This window comes from Cupriavidus sp. SIMBA_020 (genome assembly GCF_046535395.1).
Taxonomy (GTDB): domain Bacteria; phylum Pseudomonadota; class Gammaproteobacteria; order Burkholderiales; family Burkholderiaceae; genus Cupriavidus; species Cupriavidus campinensis.
Map to the genome: position 1 here is coordinate 83386 of NZ_JAWRWU010000018.1, position 20294 is coordinate 103679.

General features: G+C 70.9%; 11 protein-coding genes. 8 read left to right on the top strand and 3 right to left on the bottom strand.

Annotated elements, in window-relative coordinates; genetic code table 11:
• Positions 1 to 3: 3 nt before the first annotated feature.
• From SB751_RS25700 to SB751_RS25730, 7 genes are read left to right on the top strand one after another with little or no spacing between them, the layout of a single operon-like run.
• Positions 4 to 4173, top strand: a complete 4170-nt coding sequence (locus SB751_RS25700; RefSeq protein ID WP_410748692.1) for a hypothetical protein — start codon at positions 4 to 6, stop codon at positions 4171 to 4173.
• Entirely contained in the window at positions 4163 to 4981 is an 819-nt protein-coding gene (locus SB751_RS25705; protein WP_144195276.1) for a hypothetical protein, read from the top strand. Before SB751_RS25700 ends, SB751_RS25705 begins: the two co-directional genes overlap by 11 nt.
• Entirely contained in the window at positions 4978 to 7638 is a 2661-nt protein-coding gene (locus SB751_RS25710) for a hypothetical protein (protein WP_410748693.1), read from the top strand. Before SB751_RS25705 ends, SB751_RS25710 begins: the two co-directional genes overlap by 4 nt.
• Positions 7635 to 10433 carry a contractile injection system tape measure protein gene (locus SB751_RS25715; protein WP_144195279.1) on the top strand — a complete coding sequence of 933 codons (2799 nt, stop codon included), beginning with the start codon at positions 7635 to 7637 and terminating at the stop codon, positions 10431 to 10433. Before SB751_RS25710 ends, SB751_RS25715 begins: the two co-directional genes overlap by 4 nt.
• On the top strand, positions 10417 to 11805 hold the full coding sequence (locus SB751_RS25720) for an ATP-binding protein (RefSeq protein ID WP_144195281.1): 1389 nt from the start codon (positions 10417 to 10419) through the stop codon (positions 11803 to 11805). Before SB751_RS25715 ends, SB751_RS25720 begins: the two co-directional genes overlap by 17 nt.
• Positions 11802 to 14399: a putative Ig domain-containing protein gene (locus tag SB751_RS25725; RefSeq protein ID WP_410748694.1), complete on the top strand. Its 2598-nt coding sequence runs from the start codon at positions 11802 to 11804 to the stop codon at positions 14397 to 14399. The genes SB751_RS25720 and SB751_RS25725 overlap by 4 nt, the downstream gene beginning before the upstream one ends.
• A gap of 16 nt (positions 14400 to 14415) precedes the next feature.
• Positions 14416 to 15918, top strand: coding sequence for a hypothetical protein (locus tag SB751_RS25730; protein WP_211943327.1), 1503 nt, complete (start codon positions 14416 to 14418; stop codon positions 15916 to 15918).
• Here SB751_RS25730 and SB751_RS25735 read toward each other — a convergent pair.
• The 3 genes from SB751_RS25735 to SB751_RS25745 all read right to left on the bottom strand — a co-directional run bounded on the left by SB751_RS25735 (position 15915) and on the right by SB751_RS25745 (position 18088).
• Complete coding sequence (locus SB751_RS25735) at positions 15915 to 16580, bottom strand: response regulator transcription factor (RefSeq protein WP_144195287.1); 666 nt, start codon at positions 16578 to 16580, stop codon at positions 15915 to 15917. The genes SB751_RS25730 and SB751_RS25735 overlap by 4 nt on opposite strands.
• Positions 16577 to 17308, bottom strand: coding sequence for a sensor histidine kinase (locus SB751_RS25740; protein WP_186296733.1), 732 nt, complete (start codon positions 17306 to 17308; stop codon positions 16577 to 16579). Before SB751_RS25740 ends, SB751_RS25735 begins: the two co-directional genes overlap by 4 nt.
• Positions 17309 to 17866: 558 nt before the next feature.
• Positions 17867 to 18088, bottom strand: coding sequence for a hypothetical protein (locus SB751_RS25745; protein ID WP_186296734.1), 222 nt, complete (start codon positions 18086 to 18088; stop codon positions 17867 to 17869).
• Here SB751_RS25745 and SB751_RS25750 point away from each other — a divergent pair.
• Entirely contained in the window at positions 18087 to 20216 is a 2130-nt protein-coding gene (locus SB751_RS25750; RefSeq protein WP_250025286.1) for a DUF4157 domain-containing protein, read from the top strand. The genes SB751_RS25745 and SB751_RS25750 overlap by 2 nt on opposite strands.
• The last annotated feature ends 78 nt before the right edge of the window (positions 20217 to 20294 follow it).

Genomic DNA, 20294 nt, shown 5'->3' on the forward strand with positions numbered 1-20294 from the left:
CGCATGGCCAACGGTACCCGCCAGGACCAGCGGCTTGCCGAGGCGCTCGGCGCCGGACACATGCTGCCCGATGAATTCGCGTTGGCCGAGCGCGTGCGCATCACGCTGGCGCAGGCGGGCGGGCTGCGCTTCGGCGCGCGCGACGACGGCGGACGCTGGGACATGGCCCTGCGCCAGGACCCCGCCATGCTGCTCGCCGAGTTGGCCACGTTTCCGCTGGCGCGGCGCGATGGTGAATTTCTCGGTGCGCTGGAGTGCGAAGCGGAAGCCGCGCTCTGGCAGCGCATCTGGCAACTGGTGCGGGCCTACGACGGTTGGTGCTGGGGGCTTGTCGGGCTGGATACGCCCGGCGACGGGCCCTCTGCCATCGATGTGGAGGGTGATGGCATTGGCGATGCACTTGGTGAGGCACTGCTGGCGCAGATTGGCCAGGGGCTCGGCGCGATGCTGTCCACCGGCATCGCGGCATTCGGCCACGGCGGCGGTGCGCTGCATCCGGCGTGGTCCTCGGGGGCGGCCTCACCCGCCGCGCCGCTGGCACAGCCCCTTCCCGAGCCCGCCGGCGCCGCCCGCCGCCAATGGCTGCGGCGCTGCTGGCTGGCGCTGCGGCTGGCCATCGCCCGGGTGCAGCCGCTCGCGCACGCACAGTTCGCGCGCAGCCTGGCCTCGGGCGCGCATGAGCCGTCGATGGGGCTGCTGCTAAGCGCGCTGCAGTTGTTCCAGTACAGCCGGGAGCCGTTGAATCGCTTTCCGGCGCGCCTGGTGGACTTCTACTATCGCGACGTGCTGCGCCTGGCGCCGCGCCCGGCGGTGCCGGAGTTCGTTCACCTGCTGCTGGCGCGCGCGCCGCGCCATGCCGGCGATGTCGAAATCGCGGCTGGCACGCGCTTTGTTGGCGGCAAGGACCACCAGGGCAGGGCGCTTGAATTCGCGGCCGAGACGGCTGTGGCGGTTACGGGCACGCATGTCTCGGCGTTGTGCAGCTTGCGCATGGAGCGCGACCCGACCATCTCGCCCGAGCGGGACTTCGATTATCCAACGCGCGTCCGGGTCGACACCGTGCCGCTCTTGCCGCCTGACGCCGCGTATGCCGAGCGGGCGCCATGGTGGCCGCTGCTTGGCGGCGCCATGCGTGCCTCGGCGGCGCAGGCGCACGCCGCGCGGCTGGGCTTTGCGCTGGCGTCGCCGCTGCTTCAACTGCAGGAGGGCCGGCGCGAGATCCGCGTGCGGCTGCTGTTCGCGCATCCGGCCACGGACGACCACGCGCTGCAGCGCGCGTTGCGCACGCCGGCCGCCGCGCGCGATGCGGCGTGGCTGTCCGAGGTCTACCGGCGCTACGCCGCGCATGAACAGCAACATTTCCCCGGCCGGCCGCGCGCCACGCCTGCGCCGGCCGTTGCCGACCCCGAAGTGCTCGCGCGCGACGCATGGGCGCGCGCTTCGTCGTTCGACGGTGACGTGCAACTCAGCTTCCTGCTGGCGCTGTGCCTGGCCTGCACCACGCCCGACCGCTTTGCCGAGCGGCTGGGGCGCCTGTTCGCAGCCTGGCTGGTGGCGGCCGATGAGGATCTGCGTGCCGAGGATCTCGCCGCACTGCGCGCCCATGCCGCCCGGCTCGATCCTGCCCGTGCCGCGCGCCGCGTGGAGATCGACGATCCGCTGATCCTGATCCATCCCCCCCGCGACGCCAGCACGGCGGCGGCCCGCCCGGACCGCACGCTGATCTTCGACCGCGTGTTCCATGGCGTTTTCCAGGCGCAACTCAGCGCGGCCACGGGCTGGCTCGCGGTCGAGAACGTGTACGCCTGCCGCCGCCCCGGGTCCGATGGCGTGGCCGACGGGGCCGTAGAGCTGGTGCTGCGCCTCGGCGCCGATGCGCCGGCCATCGTGCCATGCCAGCCGGCCGCGCACGGTGCGGGCTGGCCGGCGCAGGCCGTGCTGCAGTGCACACTGCGCACGCAGAGCCGGCTCTATGCGTATGGTCTGCTGGTGCAATACGCGGTGCGGGCCGTGCGGCTCAGCGTGAGCGCACACGATGTCCGCAACGTGGTGTTGTACAACCAACTCGGGCGGCTCGATCCGTCGAAGCCGTTCCTGCCATGGGGCCCGACGCCGGTACCCGGCAGCTACCTCGTCTTTGGCAGTGCCGAACTGGCCGGCAAGCCGCTGCAGAGCCTGCATCTCGACCTCCGCTGGTCCGGGCTGCCCGGCGGCGCGGGCGGGTTTCCCGCCCACTACAACGGCTATCCCGGCGACTGGCCCGCAGCGGGCTTCGCCAGCGGGGCGGAAGTCCTCGCCGATGGCCAGTGGCGCAGCGACGATGGCCCCGCGCTGCCGTTGTTCAGCACCGCCGGCGGCGAGCGGCTGGCATCCCGGCACCGGCTCACGCTGCCCTCGACGGCGTTGCGCAGCTTTCATCGCGCCGCCCCGCCGCGCGCTGGCGCGCCATTCGTCTATGGGCTCGAAGCGCGTAGCGGCTTCTTCCGCCTGCCGCTGGCCGCGCCGCCGGCGGCGTTCGGCCATGCTTTGTATCCTTCGCTGCTGGCCAATGCGCTCACGCGCAACGCGCGCCTGAAGCGCCCCGGCCCGCTGCCGAACGAACCCTACACGCCGGTGCTGGAAGGGCTGTCGATCGGCTATACCGCCAGCGACGAGATCGCGCTCCATGGCGCTGGCACCGAGGACAACCCCCACGCCACGCTGCAGATGCTGCACGTGCATCCGTTCGGCACGGCGCCGCTCACGCGCGCCGGCGCACCGTCGCCTCGCTTGCTGCCCTCCATCGCTGGGGACGGCAATCTCTACATCGGCCTCGATGGCGACGAGCGTGCCGATCTGGCCGGCGACGGTGGCGACCCACAGGGCGCGCTGAGCCTGTTCTTCCACCTGCGCCGGGACGTGGCCGCCGGCCGCTGGGCCGACGACGCGCCGCAACTGTCTTGGTCTACCTGGCACGCCGATGGCTGGCGGCCGCTGCCCGCGCACGCGGTCATCGCCGATGGCACGCAGGGCATGCTGCGCTCCGGCATCGTGCAACTGAATCTGCCGGCCGGCATGGTGCGCGAGCGCGCGGCGCAGCCGAGCGAAGCATACTGGCTGCGCCTCAGCGCCGACTGGGGTTTCGTGCGGCTGGCCGGGCTCTACGGCGTGCATTGCCACGCGGTGCGCGCTACGCGCGTGTTGGCGGCTGAGATGCCCGGGCAGGGGCAGGGCGGCGATGGCGCGCCGGGCACCGCGTTGCCACCGGGATCGGTGAACCGGGCCGCGCGCGCGTTGCCGGGGCTCGGCATGGTTTGCCAGGTCGGCCCGTCCGAGGGCTGGCGCCCCGCCGACCCGCCCGAGGCGGTGCGCCTGCGCGGTGCCGAACGGCTGCGGCACAAGGGCCGCGCCGTGACCCGCTGGGACTACGAGCGGCTGCTGCTGGACGCCTTCCCGCAGGTCTGGAAGGTACGCTGCTTCCCCCACCACGAAGTCACGCTCGACGACGCGCTTACCGCGGGCGGCGCGCGCCGCCACCACCTGGCCAACCGGCCCGGCCAGGTATTGGTCGTGGTGGTGCCGTATCCGCAGCCGGGCGATCTGTTCAGCAGCACCGAGGCGCCTCGGCTGGACGCCGCCATGCTCGACGCGATGCAGCGCTACCTGCAATCCTGTGCCGCGCCCGGTGCCAGCGTGCGCGTGCGCAACGCGGCCTACGAGCGCGCGCAGGTGCGCTGCATCGTGCAGCTCGCGCGCGGCCACCATCCCGGCACGGCGCTGCGGGCGCTGAACCAGGCCATCGTCGAGCATCTGTCACCGTGGCACCCGGACGGGCTAGGCGCCGAGTTCGGCTGGAGCGTGCGCGCCGATGCGCTCGAGGCGTTCCTGCGCGCGCAGGACGGTGTGGCGGCCGTGGGACGGGTGTCGATGCTCCATATCGTGCGCAATGACCGGCAGTTCAACACGCTGCGCGATACCGCGGCGCAAGTGCTGAACGGCGAGGCCCGCACGCTGCGTCCGGCCCAGCCGTGGAGCCTGCTGCTGCCCACGCGCCGCCACCTGATCGAGCTGCGCGACGAGGTGGGGCCGCTGGTGCCGCGGCGCACCGGCATCCGGCGCCTCGAGGTGGGCAGTACCTTTATCGTGGGCCGGCCCGCACCGACGTCTTCCGGGCAGGAGCGACATGACCAGTAGGAACCGGGAATCCCTGAAACGCTATTTCCGCGAGGGCGCACTGCCCGACGAGGACCATTTCGCCGACCTGATCGACTCGATGCTCAATATGAGCGACGAGGGGTTCCGCAAGACCGTGGAGCGCGGCTTCGAAGTCTACTCGGCGGCCGGCCACGATGCGCTGATCAGCTTCTTCCGCGACCACGACCCCGAGCGCGCCGCGTGGCGCTTCGAGCTTGGCGGCGCACGCGACGCGCTGCTGGTACGTGGACGCGCCGCGCCGGCGGACGGCGACATGGCCGCGCAGGCCGCCGAGCCCGATCCGGCGCTGCTGTGCCTGGACCCGGCACAGCGCGTCGGCATCGGCACCGCGCAGCCGCGTACCCGCCTGGACGTGGCGGGCACGGTGCGCAGCGAGGGGCGGCAGGGCGCGTTCACGCGCGCACATCCGGTGCCGCTGCGCGCCGACGGCCATTGGCAGGACCTGACCGACGATCTCGAAGGCTGCCAGGCGTTCGAGGTGGTGGCCGGCGCGGGGCTTCGCGGAAAGGGCCGTTTCGGGCTCGTCCATGCCATCGCGATGAACACCTACAACCCAACGCTGGGACTGTTTGATTTCCTGAACCGCAAGCGCGGCATCCGCAGCACGCATGGCTACTACAGCCGGCGCTGCGACCGCCTGGAGCTGCGCTGGGCCGGCACGAGCGGGCGCAACGCGAGCTACCGGCTGCAGATCCGCACCGGTTGCGACTTCGGCCCGGACGTGCTGATCCAGGCGCAGATCACGCAGCTCTGGACCGATCCGCATATGGACGGAGGCCAGCCATGAGGCGCGGCACGCCGGTGCCCGCCACGGGCACGCCGGCTGGACCCGGCATTTCCCAGGCGCCGCCGCCACGGCCGGTCACGCCGCCCGGCGCGTTCCAGGAGGCGGTGCCATCGAGCGGGCCGCAGACCACGTCGATCGCCCGGCTCGGCGACGATGCGCCGTTCAGCTACGGCGACCTGCGCGCGCGCGGCATCGCGCTGGCCCAGGCCGCCAGCGGCCAGCTCTGGACCGACTACAACCTGCACGATCCCGGTGTCACGCTGCTGGAGTCGCTGTGCTATGCGCTGACCGAAGGTGTGTTCGGCGCCGAAGCCGACGTGGCGGACCTGCTCACCGCGCCCGACGGCCGCATTCACTACCGTCGCCATGCGCTCCATGGCGCCGAGGAGGCGCTGCCCTGCCGGCCCACCACCGAGCTGGACTGGCTGCGCTGGTTGCTCGACCGCGTGCCGGCGGTGCGCCAGCTGCGGCTGCGCATGCCCGACGCGGACGGCCTGTGGCGCATGGCGCTACGCGTGGGCGATGGCGACGGCGCGGCCGCCGCGCGTGACGTGGCGCGCGCGTTTCGCGCCCAGCGCAACCTGGCCGAAGACATGGACGGCGCCCCGCATGTCCTGCGCCCGCGCTGGTGCGCGCTGGATATCCACCTCAGCGTGGATGGCCCGCGCGATCCCGGGGACGTCCTTGTGGAAGTGGTGCGGCGCTGCGCCGACATCGTCAGCGCGGCCCCGCGCCGGCAGCCGCTGCAGGCGCGGCTGGCCCAGCGCGACGCCGCCGGCAATGTGGCGGGCACCGCCGAACTGTTCGACGGCCCCGCCGTGCAGTGCGGCTGGATCGAGGCTGAGGACCTGCGCCGCGATCCGGCCAACCGGCTCCATTTCAGCGATCTGGCCCATGCGCTACGCGAAATCGACGGCGTGGCCGACATCAGCGCGCTGCGGCTGGTACCGCTCGATGCCACGGCTGACGCCGAGGCCGAAGCCGAAGCCGATGACGCACCGGACAGCCTGCCGTGGCACGGCACCGACTGGGCGCTGCAATTGCGCTGGCCGGAGGACAGCATGGCGGTGGCCGCGTGGCAGGTCACGCGGCGCGGCAGCCAGCTGCATCTGGATACGCGCGCGCTGCTGGCCAGGCTGGCGGACGCGCGCCAGGCGGCGCGGCTGTCCAGCACCGCGCCACGCGCCACGCGCTTCGCCGGGCAATTGCTCAAGCGGCCGGCCGGACGCTACCTGCCCGATACGCCGTATCTGTCGATCTGGCACCACCTGCCGCCGCTCTATCGCCAATATCACGCCGCGCCGCGCGCCGACGCGGAGAGCCAGGCCCAGTTCGGCGCCTACCTGGCGCTGCTGGAGCAGTGGCTGGCGCACGGCAGCGCGCAGATGCAACACCTGCGCCAGCTCTTCAGTATCGAGCGCGAGCCTGCGCGCAGCTATTGGTGGGCGCCGCTGGGCCAGTCCGATGTGCCGGGGCTTGCCGGCGTGCACACCTTGCCGCAGGAGGCCGAAGCCGCGCAACTGGCGCGCGATGACGACGCGCTGGACCGCCGCAGCCGTGTGCTGGACCTGATGCTCGCGCTGCATGGCGAAAGCTGCGACCAGCACAGCATCCAGCGCTTCGGCGTCTACTACGACGCGGCGGGCTGGCAACGGCATCTCTATGACTGCAAGCGCCGCTTCGCCCAGCGCATCGTGCGGCATACGCGCGACCGGGGCGGCGCGTTCGATGACAGCCGCCCATCGCTGGGGCGCAAGGGCAATACCGCGCCGCTGCAGGAGCGCGTAGGGCTGCTGCTCGGCCTGGAGCAGACGCACAGCCGGCTGCTGGCCGGCGTGCCGGGCGCGCACGGGATTGCGCTCGATAACGGCGGGGCGCCGGATGCGCGCGCGCCGCTGGCCATGCATGGCGTGCGCGCCGACGCCCCGGAAGGCGTCGAGCCGCTGGTCATGTGGCCGCCGCTGCGCGCGCGCATCGCCGCCCACCTGGACGACGACATGGCGCTAGGCGAGGTCGGCGATCGGCTGGCCTACCATTTCCCGGCACTCGCCCCGCGTGCGCTGCCGGCACCGCTGCTGCGCTGCGCCGCGCACGCAGGCCGCTATCACCGCGTGGCTACCCAGGCGGGCGATGCGCTGTGGCTTGGCCCTGACGAGACCGGACATTGGTGGCCGCTACCGGTGCGGCATGGCCCCGGCGGCGTGATAGCGCCGGCGCTGTACCTGCACGAGCTGGCCTGCCGCGTGCAGCGGGAGGCAGAGGGGCTGCACCTCGTGGAGCATATCCTGTTGCGACCGCTTGGTGGCAGCGGCATGACGGACGCCGATGCCGATGTGCCCGCGGACTTCTACCGGCACCGCATCAGCTTGATCCTGCCGGGCTGGACCGCGCGGGGCGCCGACCACAGCTTCCGGGACCTCGCCCGGGAGACCATCGCGCTGGGCTGCCCGGCGCACATCCTACCCACGGTGCATTGGCTGGAACTGCACGCGCTGGCGGCGTTCGAGCAGGACTTCAGCGCCTGGCTGGCCGCGCGGGTGGCCTATGCCGAGGCGGGAGGCGGGCCCGATGCCACGAGCCGTCTCGACGCCTGCGCGCAGCGTCTGCGTGGCCGTCTCGCCGCCATGGATGGCCCGCGCACAGGAGCCGCCCGATGAGCGGACATGCCATTGAAACCCTGACCTGGGAGACCATCGGCAATGCCGACCGCGAGGCGGCGCTCGCGCACCAGGCGCGGCTCGGCACCTTCCTGAACGGGGCGGGCAGGCTGATCATCGCGCGCGTGTTCTCGCGGATGTCGGCCCCGGGGGAGGCCTGGCGGCTGGACCGGCTCGAACTCGACACGGGGCCCCTGGCGCCGGACGGCAACGATTCGCAATGGGGCGACATCCTCGAGCGCCAGCTGACCGAGGCGCTGCTGGCCGCCCGGCAGGCGCGGCCCGTGCCGCTGCCGGGCGGCATCGTGGCGGTACCTGGCAATGCGAGGCGCGGCCATGCTGCACGGGACGCGCTGACCGGGAGTGCGCGACGGCCATCGGATACCGAACGGCTGGAGCACTTCCTGTTCTATCTTCAGCACGGCCACCTGCCGTGGTCGCGTAGCGCGATCGCCGGGCGCGGCCTGTCGGCATGGCTCGCACGTCTTGCGCAACGTACGGGGCCGCGCCTGTGGTCCCTGCTGCGGGCGCTGCGGCCCGCGCACTTCGTCATCGAACGGCTCAGCCAGATCACGCCCTATGAAGGCTTGCAGGCGCTGATCGGCGTGCGGCATCGCACGCTGGCCGAAAGTCTCGACGCGCTGGACGCCGAGGTGCTGATGCCGTTGCAGGCGCGCGGGCGGCTCAGCGCGTGGCAGGTGCGCCAGCTGCAGCAGGCATGGCGCGTGGCCGCCGTGCGCACGCTGTGGGCACAGCAGGCCACCGATCTTGGCGCGGACGACGTGCAGCGGCTGCGGCGCGAACTCGGCGCCGCGCTGGCACAGCAGTTGGGGCAGGGCGGCTTCGGCGCGTGGCGCCCGGCCTTGCGGCACGCGCCGGGCCGGACTCAGGACGCGACGCTGGAGGCCGTACTGCTGGCCGGGCTGGTGGAAGCGGTGTCGCCGCGAGCGCCTGACGGCGCGATGCCGGCTGCCGGCACGGTGGCCGCGTCCGGGCCGCAGACTGGCTGGCCCGATGCGCCTGCGGGCCGGCGTCCGCTCGATGCAGCGCTGGGGCGGCTTGGCGCGGCACTCGACGGCAGCGCACCGCTGCAGCAGGCCGCGCTGGCCGTGCTGCTGGACGACCTGCATCGCCGCGCGCCGGACGCGCTGCGCGTGCGGCTGCGCGCGCTGTTGCTCGGCGCGCCGCAGGGCCAGGACCAGGTCGCTCGGCACGGCGCCCGCGTGACGCTTGCCGTGGCAAGGGCGCTGGGCCCGCGCCGGCATCCGCTGGCCGCTGCGGGCAGCGACGTGCATTGGGCGGAATCGCAGCGGCAGTTCGCGCTGGCGGCGCTGGCACGCGGCGCGCGGGCCGGCGCCTCGGCGCCGGGCGGCCTGTCTGCGCTGCAACGCTGGCTGGCGGCCTATACGCTGCGGCAACTGGCGCTCGGCGAACCGGCACCCACCAGCCGGCGCGGCTGGGAGCAACTCTGGCAGCGAGCGCTCGCGGATTGGCAGGGCCATGCGGTGGCTCGGCCCGCGCGGCGGACCGTATCGCAGGCGGGCTCCGCCTCGTCATCGGCCGGCGGTACGGCCGGTGCCCCGCCATGGCGCTGGCATGTGATCCACCGAGTGGCCACGCGCGCGGAGCGGCTGCGCCATCTGCTGGCCCTGCCGCGGCACCGCGCTGCCGCACGCGACTGGATGGTCCGGCGCCAGATCGGCGAATGGCTCGCGGACCCGGTGTTGTGCGAGGACTGGCTCCATGCCACGCGTCCGGCGCAGCGCTGGGCGCTGGTGGCCACCCTGCATCCCCGGCAATCGGCCGCACTGCGCCGGGCCAGCCAGGCGCTGGAAGCGGCGCACGCGGCGCTGGTGGCCGGCCAGTCCGAATCGGCGCGTCAGCGCAGCCACTGGCGTTTCCTGGCCGGACATGTGCTTGCCATGCGCCTGGCGCCCACGCCGGAGGCGCTGGCGCGGCGCCACGCACTCCACCTTTATCGGGAGGCGGGCGCACCGACGCCGGGGCGTTCCGCGCTGGCCCAATGGTTTGCGCGCGTACGGCAATGGATGGCCGCGCCAAGCCTGGCGGGCGACGCCACTGCGCGGCTGCCACGCGGGCTCGGGGCGTGGTTCCGGGTGGCACGCCGGGCGCTGCGCGGCGCGCCTGACGCCGTGGAGCGCGTGCAGGCCGAGGCGCCCCGCCACGGCGCACCCGCGCCCCAGCCCGCGCCGTGGAAGGGCACCGCGTCGGCAGCCGCCGACCTGCCTGAGCTTGCCGTGCTGCCCACGCTTGGCGATAGCGATACCCACTACATCGGCGACGCCGGGCTGGTGCTGTTGGCTACCTACAGCCAGCGCCTGTTCGGCATGCTGGACCTGCTCGACGGCAAGACGCTGCGCGACGCGCAAGCGGCGGCGCGCGCGGTGCGCTGCCTGGCGTGGCTTGCGCACGGGCATGACCAGGCCAGCGAGCCCGAATGCGTGCTGCCTAAGCTGCTGTGCGGCATGCCGCTGGACGCGCCGCTGGTTGGCGAAGGCGCGCTGGACGCAGCCACGCGGCGCTTGCTCGACGATCTGATCGGCGCCGTAATCGGCCACTGGAGCGCGCTCGGCAAGACCTCGCCCGAGGGCCTGCGCCAGACCTTCTTGCTGCGCGAGGGCCGGCTTACGCGCGAGTCCAATGACAGCGGCCATCACTGGCGGCTGGCGGTCAAGCCGGGCCCGTTCGACATGCTGCTCGACCGCCTGCCGTGGTCGTTCAGCACGATCAAGCTGCCCTGGATGCAGGAGGTCATGTATGTCGACTGGCGCTAGATCCGACGTGGCGCTGCATGCCGAGGCGCTGGGGCGCGAGCTGGACTGGCTCGAGCGGGCGCTGGACCTGCGCTTCGCCGCGCATTTCGGCGCAGCCGGCGCCGACGGCGGCAGTGGCGCCGCCACGCCGCCGGGCAGCGCGGTGACGTGGCCACCGCCGCCCGAGCTGCCGGCGGGCAGCGCGCTGGCTGCGCTGGTGGCAGAACACGTGCTCGGCGTGCCCGAGCGCCTGGTGCTCGCGCTCGCGCTGGCGCCCCATCTGCGCCCCTCCGCGCTGGACCTGTTCTTCGTCAAGAACCGCGATTTCGACCGCGCGTTCACCGAATTCGGCGGCGCGCGCGCCAAGTACCACGGCGGCTTCCTCCCGACCGGCGAGACCGCCGCGTTCCTGCTGGCCGGCGACGATCTCGCCATGCGCATTCAGGCGCTGAGGCTGTTCGACAGCGAGCATCCGCTGGCCTGCGCCGGCCTGGTGCACCTGGACGGCGGCGTGGGCAGCGAGCCGCAACTGGCCGGTGCGCTGCATCCGGGCGCGGAGACGCTGCAGCGGTTGCAAACCGGCGTGTGGCACAAGCCCGACTACAACGCGCGGTTTCCGGCGCGCCGTATCGTCACGGCACTGGGATGGGACGACCTCGTGCTCGCGCCCGATGTGATGGACGAAATCGACATCGTCCGCGCCTGGCTGCGTGAGGGGCCTGCGCTGATGGATGCCTGGGGGCTGGGCAAGGCGGTCAAGCCCGGCTATCGCTGCCTGTTCTATGGGCCGCCCGGCACCGGCAAGACGCTCACCGCCACGCTGCTGGGACAGGACGCCGCGGTGGACGTGTACCGCATCGACCTGTCGATGGTGGTGTCCAAGTACATCGGCGAGACCGAGAAGAACCTTGCCACGGTGTTCGACCAGGCACAGAGCCGCCGCTGGATCCTGTTTTTCGACGAGGCCGACGCGCTGTTCGGCAAGCGCTCGGCCACGCAGAGCAGCAACGACCGCCATGCCAACCAGGAAGTGGCCTATCTGCTCCAGCGCGTGGAGGACTTTCCCGGCACCGTGATCCTGGCGACCAACCTGCGCGCCAATATCGACGAGGCATTCGCCCGTCGCTTTCAATCGATGATCTATTTCCCGATGCCCGACGCCACGCAGCGGCTGCGCCTGTGGCACAGCCTGATCCGCGACCCAGACAGGCTCGCGCCCGATGTGGATCTGCCGGCACTGGCCGAGCAGCACGCGCTGTCCGGCGGCGCCATGGTCAACGTGCTGCGCTTTGCCGCGTTGCAGGCCAGCCGCGAGGGCAGCGGCCGCTTCGGCGCCGCGCACTTGCGGCGCGGCATCGCCCGGGAATTGCGCAAGGAAGGGAGGACGGCATGAGAGGCGGCAGCTTGGGCGCCCGGGCCGGCCGGCCCGGCGTGCGGCGCGGGCTCGCAACGGCGGCGCTTCTGCTGCTCGGCAACGGCCTGCTGTGGCCCGCGCCCGCCGCCACCCCCGGCGCGCCTGCGGCGTCGCAGCCGTCGGCATCGGCATCGGCACCGACATCGACATCGACATCGACATCGACATCGACATCGACATTGGCACCGGCATCGGCGTCCGCACCGGCCGCCATCCCGCCAGCGCCAAATCCGCCGGCATTGGCGTGCCCGGTGCAGCCGGGCAGGGCGGCGCCGGAGGCGTGCCTGGGCGACCCCGATCCGCTCGGCTTCGAGAAAACCGCCGTCACCGCGCTGCCGGCCGCCACCGTGGATGTGCCGTACCGCTACCGCTTCCAGGCTGTTGGCGGCGAGCCGCCCTATGCCTTCAGCGAGGTCGGCTCGGGGTTGCCCGCGGGCCTGGCGCTGGACGCTAACGGCAACGTGCAGGGCACGGCCACGGTGCGTGGACGGCGCACCTTCACTGTGGAACTGCGCGACCGCTGGGGGCAGGGCGTGCGCCAGCAGTTCGCGCTCAACGTGGCCGGGCCGCGCAGCGCGGCGCCGAAACCCGCATCCGCGCCGGCCGCCGCGCCGGCGATCCAGACCGTGCCGATCGACGCGACGCAGGCGCCGCTGCGCAGCCCAACATCGGTCGACGCCTGGCGGCTCACCGACGCCGTGCTCGAAAAGATTGCCCCACCCGCGCCGCCCGATGTTGCCGAGGGCGACGCCGAGGCCGTCGCACCCCCACCGGTGCCGGACGCCGACGGCCTTGACGAACTGAGCGAGGCCGGGGCGGCGCAACTCGCGCTGCTACTCCAGCCGCTGCGCAATGTCGAGTATCCGACCCGGGGCCTGTTCGCCGCCGCGCTAGACGCGCGGGTCTGCGCCCACGCGGCGGCCCTGACCGACCGTGTGGCGCTGGAAACCCGCCAGACCGCGCCAAGCGCCGACCAGTGGCGCCAGCGCTGCGCCACGGCGTGGCAAGGGCCGCCCCCCAAGGTGCCGCCGCAGTTGGTGGAAGCGCCCGTGAAGTGGCAGGACCTGCCGGCTACGCTGATGCCGCCGCGCGTACGCGCCTGGCTGATCGAGCAGGCCATGCAGCGCCATGACGCCGCAGTGTCCACGGCACCGGGCTGGTCGGGCACCGGATGCAACTGCCTGATCGCGGCCACGAGCGGAAAGGTCTATGGCGTGGTGCCGCACTGGAGCGACCCCGCGCACGGCCCGAAACTCGACTTCAGCCTTTACGAGCGGTTGCTCGCCTATGCGCAGCCGTTCGACGACGACGGCAACGTCACGCCGCTGCGGCCTGACGCCGGGCAACTGGCGTTCCTGCGCGCCGTGCACCGCTACGGCAGCAAGCTGGACGTCACCGTCTACCGCAAGGACTGGCAGTTCCTCGCGCGGCTGCCGGAGGACCAGCGCCGGCGCGTGGCCGAGCAGGTGGCCCGGCAGGCCATGCGCATGATCGACGTGCCGCTGAGCCATTACGCACGACGCTGGGAAGACCGCATCCCGGGGCTGGCCGCCGATCCCTATCTGGGCGACGGCATCACGCTGTTCCTCGACGCCGTGCCGCTGCCCGGCGACAGCCGCTATGCCGCGTTCGACGACTTCCGCCAGCGGCTGATCCAGACGCTGATCGCCGAGATGCGCAAGGGCCGCCGCCCGTACACGCTGAACCTGATGCTGCAGGCCGGCGACCTTGTGCCCGCCTTGCGCACGGCCGACGACGTGGCCGCCTCGGCGCCGGCTGCGGCAGCGCAGGCCGCACCGGTCCGTGCCAAGGCGGCGGCGGTGCCGCCAGCCACGCCACCGGCGGGTGCCACGTGGACCTTCGACCAACTGCTCGACACCCTGGTGCAGGCCGAGGACCCGCGCTTCGAAGATGGCCGCATCGTAACTGGGAACGAGGGCTACGTCAGCCGCACCAATGTGACCGTGCGCTACGTGGTGGCGCTGCCCGAGCCGACCGTGCAGAGCAAGAAGACGCTGCGCGAGGCGGTGGAGACCACGCCGGAGCTGGTTGGCACCAATCGCGCCATCGTGGTGCGGCGCATCGTGCCGATGGTTTCCGCCGGCGGTGCCGAACCCCGGCAGATGAACGATGACCTGGCCTACTTCAACGACAACTTCGGCGGCATCGCGCTGTGGCCCCAGCCGGTGGCAGATGCCGCCACCGGCGCGCTGCTCGCCAATGGCATCCGCGAGACCATCCTCGCTGGCGAGACGCGCGAGGGTGCGCTGTGCAACGTGGTATGCGACTGGCGCTGGGCCATGCGGGCCGCATTCTGGGTGGGGCTGACGGTGGCCCTGGTCTCGCTCGCGCTGTTCGTGGCGTCGTGCCGCGTGCGGGCGCTGGGGCGGCCATACCAGTTGTACCTCGTGGTGGCCGGCATCGTGCCGGCGGTGATTGGCGGGCTGCTGCTGCGCTGCGACCCGGACCTGGCCGCCTCGCAGATCAGTGGCCGCCTGTTGGCGGCGGTGCTGGTGGCGGTGTTCGCGGCGATGCTGTTGCCGCTGCTGAAGCCGCGCGTGCCCAAACCGTGACCGGAGAAACCCAAGCGTGAAAGTCCGACAACCGAGCCGTGACGGCCCCGACGCGCCGGCCCGCGACACGCGCCAGCCCGGCGGCGCCCTGCAGCGGCGCGTGGACGCCAGCGCCCGCATGGCTGCGCAGTCTTCGCGCGTGAGCCAGCTCCACGCCGCGCCAGGCACGCAGACGTTGAAGCCGCTGCCGTCGCCGGGCGCCGCCATGCCGCTGCAGGCCAAATGGGAATACGTCGACGTGGGCGGCAGGGAGCGGCGGTACAACCTGCGCGACAACGGCGACGGCACGCATACCCACGGCGCAACGGGAGAGGTCTACCACCATGTGGGCAACCGCATGCACTCCCAGCAGCCCGGGGTGCGGGTGCTGACGCCCGTGAACGCGCCCGTGCCGGCATCGGGCCCGGTGACGGCGGTGGCCCCGACCACAGCTCACGATCCCAAGAACGTACTGTTCGAGATCCTCGAGTCCGGCAAGGTTAATTACCTTGCCAACACGGCGGCGCATCGGCAGCAGTACGCGGGCAAGTACATCGAGATGAAGCCGGAGATGTTCTCGACCTTCAAGAACGCCGGCAAGCGCTACGGCAGCAGCAAGGTCATGGACCCGGTGACGCTGGCGCGCTACAGCTACGACGATGTGAAGAAGCTGTTCCATGAGTGGGACCCGGCCAAGGGCGACCGGCGTGGCCAGGCGGTCAGCACCGTGGCGCCAACACCGGGGGGCGTGAGCGCCAACCAGGCCCTGCTAGACCGGCTGGCCAAGGGCGAGCTGGTGGACCGTCGCCGCGCCGACCGCACCGGCGAGAACCTCTCGCCGTTCGACGTGGGCTCGTATGCGACCAACGTGGCGCTGAAGTCGGATTCCGGGCATTCGCGCAACTACCAGAACCTCAAGAACACGCCCGCCTGGCTTGCCGGGTCGGCGGTCAACCGAGACCACGCGCCGTCCGGCGAATCGCAAAACGTGCGCGGCGACCCCAGCGCGTACAACCAGGCCTTTGCCATCACCATCCCCAACCCCGAAATGCACCAGGTGCACAGCCCCACGTTTGGCACCGACAACTCGCACAAGAACGGGCTCGAGGACGACATGGAGGGCACCACGGACAAGCGCGTCGAGCTCGACGCGAAATACCCGGCGCTGGCCTTCTACCGCGATGCCCACTTCATGCTGACGCAGACCGAGGGGCAGGATTACTCGGCTTCGGCCAGCCATGCGTGGCTCGATCTTTCCAAGCCCAGAAATCGCGTGCGGCAAGTGGGCGGATACCGCAACCTGCATCGCCGCAACACCCAGATCCACAAGCGGCTCGGGGCCAAGCGCGGCTTCGACCCCGCCAGTCCGGCCTATGAATTCGCGGTGCAACCGCGCATCCACAAGAAGAAGTCCAAGAAGCAGACCCAGCGCCTGGGCATCTACAAGTACAGCAAGGTGCCGAAGAAGACGCAGGGTGCGCTGGCCGTGGAGCGCTACATCGAGCACCTGATCAAGACCGGCGAGGCCAATATGATCTAGGAACTGAGCCCTTCGCGCATGGCATAGCGCGTGAGTTCGGCAATGCTGCGGATGCCGAGCTTGCGGAATGTGTTCTCCCGGTGGCTGGCGATGGTCTTGTCGCTCAGGTAAAGCATCCGCGCGATCGACTTGGTGCTGTGCCCTTCGGCGAACAACTGCGCGACCTGGCGTTCGCGCGGCGTGAGCTGCGGCAGCCGCAGCGCAAGGGACGCGGCCCCATCCGTGTGCCGTGGCGTGCCCGGCGAACGGTAGGCGTGCAGCAGGCCGCCGATCAGCTCGCCGCTGAGGTAGACCTGGTTCGCCATGACGCGCCGTATGGCACGCGAAAGTTCCTCGAACGAGTTCTCCTTGAGCACATATCCCGAAGCACCGGCATCGAGCGCCGCCATGACTTCCTGGTGGCGATTGTTGATCGACAGGCACAGCATCTTGCAGGGCACCGCCTCCGCGGTGACGCGCCGGATGGCCTCCACGCCGTTCAGGATCGGCATACCGATGTCCAGCACCGCCACGTCCGGGCGCAGCGAACGCACGAGCTGCAGCAGCTCGACACCGTTGCGCGCCTGCGCCAGGACCTCGATATCATCCTCGCGCTGGAGCAGGGCGGCCAGCCCTTCGCGGATCATTGCATGGTCGTCCGCCACCACCACGCGGATCGTCATTGCCGCACCGCCTTGCCCGCCCAGCGCACTTCGGCGCGTACGCCGGCCCCGGGGCGCGTGTGCAGGTGCAGCGTGGCGCCTACGCCGCGCAAGGCGTCGGGCAGGGTGTGCAGGCCGTAGTGGCCTGGAGCCGGCGCTTGCAGGCACGCAGCGTCGAAGCCGGGGCCGTCGTCACGCACCGTCAGGAGCAGGCCGTCGCCTTCGCTGCCGTCCTGGCGTAAGGTGAGTTGCACGCGAGCGCCGGGTGCATGCTTGCAGGCGTTGCCGAGCAGCTCGCGCGCGGCGCGCAGCAGTTCGGCACAAACGCGCTGCGGCGGCGCGGGCGTGACCGGCGCGCAATCGGCCTCGATCGGCTGGCGCGCCAGCGCGCCGATCTCGGCGGCCAGCAGCAGGCATTGCGCATCGAGTGTGGGTTCCACCGGCGGGGCCGCGTCCACCAGGCCGCCAATCACGTCGCGTGTGGTACGCAGGGCGTCCTTGATCAGGTCACGGCCATGGCGCAGGGACAATTCGCGGAAGGCCGCGGCGTCGGGCGCCGATGCCTGCGCCATGTCGATCTGGATCAGCGCGTAGGAAAGCAGTTGGGCGAGGTCGTCGTGCAGTGCGCGGGCCAGCGCATGGCAATCGCCGCAGGCATGGCGCCTATGGCGCGCGGCTGGCGCGTTCCGTGCTGGCTGCGCGCGCGCGCTGTGACCTTGCGATGCTTTCGCCTGCGATGTCCTGCTCATGATGTCCCTGCCCCGAAAGTCCACGGCCAAGCGCCGGCGTAGCTCTGACATCGGCCATTTCGGTGGCCTGCAGCCGGTCGCTCTCATATGTCTGCCTCGCCGGCGTGGCGCCGCGGGGCGGTACGGTCCGTACTATAACCGTGGCAGCGGCGATGCCAATGGGAACAATTAGCGGTTTTACGAGCTATGTTATTTCTTTTAATTTAAGCGAGATGTTAGTGGAATTTAAGCTCGCCGACATGACAAGGCCCGCGCGGGGCGGGCCAATTCAAAGGTGGGACGGCTTGCGCCGGGGTGACAACACCCCGGCCCCGGCTCAGAACGGCGCGCCGGTCGAGCCGGTAGCGCGGCAGCAGCCGACCACCGCCGCGGGCAAGGAGGCCGACATCGATTTTCTGTTGAATTTTTCTCCGACATGCCGAACACTCACGCCATTCCCGTGTGGCGGCGGGCCCCAGTCGGAACAAGGTCAGAAACATAGACCAAATCGATGTCAAACGCACGCGTTCAGCGGAACAATGCCGGGCAGTCCCCCCCAATGGGTGGGGCGCGTTTGATTTAGACAACAACAAAAACGCCGACAAGCATAAAAATGTGACAGCGGCCGGCGTTCTTGCTTTCAGGGGAATTCTCAGTGGATCCATATCTGGGGGAGGTCAGGCTCTGCGCCTTTGCCTTTGCCATTGCCTTTGCGCCGAAGGACTGGGCTTTTTTCAATGGCGCCATCATGCCGAACCATCCGCCCCGGCCGTAGGCGGGCCGCACAAGGACGTTACCCATGCGCGAATCCCGGAAACTGGAACAAGCCGGTGCGGCCCCTCTCCGTGATGACAGGGACGCCGTCACGCCAGTTGGCGGCCTCAAGGACGCCGCCGTTCACGGCAGCCCACGTGCGGTACAACTGCGCGCCCGGCTTGGGGCCATTGGCGCCACCGGCCCTGACGGTGCGGATGGCGCATCGGCCGCCGCGCGGCGCAGCCGCACGGGGCTGCCCGACGCGCTGAAGGCCGGCATCGAACAGCTTTCCGGCATGTCGATGGACGCGGTGCGCGTGCACTACAATTCCGCGCAGCCGGCACAGCTCAACGCCCATGCCTATGCCCAGGGCCATGACATCCACCTCGGCCCGGGCCAGGAGCGCCACCTGCCGCACGAGGCGTGGCACATCGTGCAGCAGGCCCAGGGCCGCGTGCGCGCGACCATGCAGACGCACGGCGGCGTGCCGGTGAACAACGACGGTGTGCTCGAACGCGAGGCTGATGCGATGGGCCAGCGCGCCTTGTCCCACATGTACGCGCAGCGGCACGGACCAATGGTGCAGCTGGCCGCCCGGCCGGAGGCGGGGTTGCCGGTGCAGTGCGTGGGAGGACCGAAGTTCGGCCTGCAGCCACTTGGCAATGCAGATGACGCCATCGTCAAGGCTGGGATTGCGACGCTCAAGCACGTGCTCGACGCGTACAAGGCCGAAGTGCGCGGCGCCAAGCACCTGGCCGCCACCGAATTCAATGCCGGCGACAAGGCAGACGAAGGGCGCCAGACCGCCTACACCCAAGCGCTGCGCAACGCCGAAATCACGCCGCAAGGCTTGCGGGGGCGGCTACCCGGCGACTTCACGATGCAGGGCAACCTGATCGTCTTCCAGGGCCGGCAGGTTGCGCAGCTGCTGCACGGACAGGCGGCGTACGCGCAGACCGCGCCCGCGCTCAGCGCGCAGCATTCGGCGATCTACAAGCGCCATACGCTCGACGGCCCGGCTGGCAAGGACTACGTCATGCTCGGCGGCAGTGCGGTCCGGCGTTTCGCGTATCGCGGCATCACGCCGCCGGAGCGCGAACAGTACAAGGCCGGCCAGGCACTGACGCCGCTGAACCGGGGTGCGGAGACCGAGGGCAAGACGGGGTTCAAGTTCAAGAGCCACGGCGAGGCAAAGCCCCGCAAGCACGATCCGGCCAACAACAAGCAAACCGATCTGGAATGGCTGAACGCCCATGCGCGAACCGCGCAGGGCACGGTGAGGAACGACCCGCACCTGCTCGCATTCCTGCAGACGCGCAAGGGCGTCAACAAGGCTTTCTCGGCCACATCGACGCCGAAGCACATCACCTCCAACCATGGCGCGGGATTCACCGAATACGGCAATATCCGCATCGACCTGGCCCAGGTGCCTGCGGCCAACGTGATGCACCACTACAACGCGCAGGGCTTTACGCCGGCGAGCGTCGCCCATGCCATGGGCGTGCCGGCGGGGCACAATCACTCGCTAGCCTGGGAGACGGCGCGCGCCAACGACTCGATCGCGCGCAACCGTGAACTGGTGTTGTCCTCAATTCCCAATGCGGCCGTGGCCGAGTTGCAGGATGTGCCCGAGCGCACCGCGTACGAAGCGCGATTCCGTGCCCTGTTCGGGCCGGCCTTCCATGCATCCTTCCTCGAACAGCTCGGTGACGAGGAACTGCCGGCGGTGGCTGCGCCGGCCGTACCCCAGGCACTGCCGTTCAAGGAGCGGCACTACACCAGTGACCAGGCCGACCGGGACAAGTGGTGGATCGACGCACGGGCCAGGGAACATGCGACAGCCGCGGTGGCAGAGGTGAGGGCGTATTGCGACGGCTATATCGCGCAGTACCAGGCGGCCTGGTCCGAGGCGTACCTGAATACCGCCTACGACCTCGTTACGAGTGACGACTGGCAGGCCGAGAATGGCGCACCGGGTTTTGGTCATACGGTGCCGGAGCCGGTGCCGCCGGTGCTAACGTATCGTGACATCATGGCGCCCGGCAGCGGCCGTGCGGCCGGAGAGGCCGCAGGCAGACAGGCCGGCGAGGCGGCCGGCACGCAGGCCGGCGGCGGCTACGCCGTGCCGAAGCAGACGGCAGCGGCATCCGGGAAGAAGAAAAAAGGGCGGTAGTTGAACTGCACCCCAAAAGTTGGACACCCGTTCAACCTTTGGGGTGTTTTTCATGGCGAAGTACAACGAGGCGTTCAA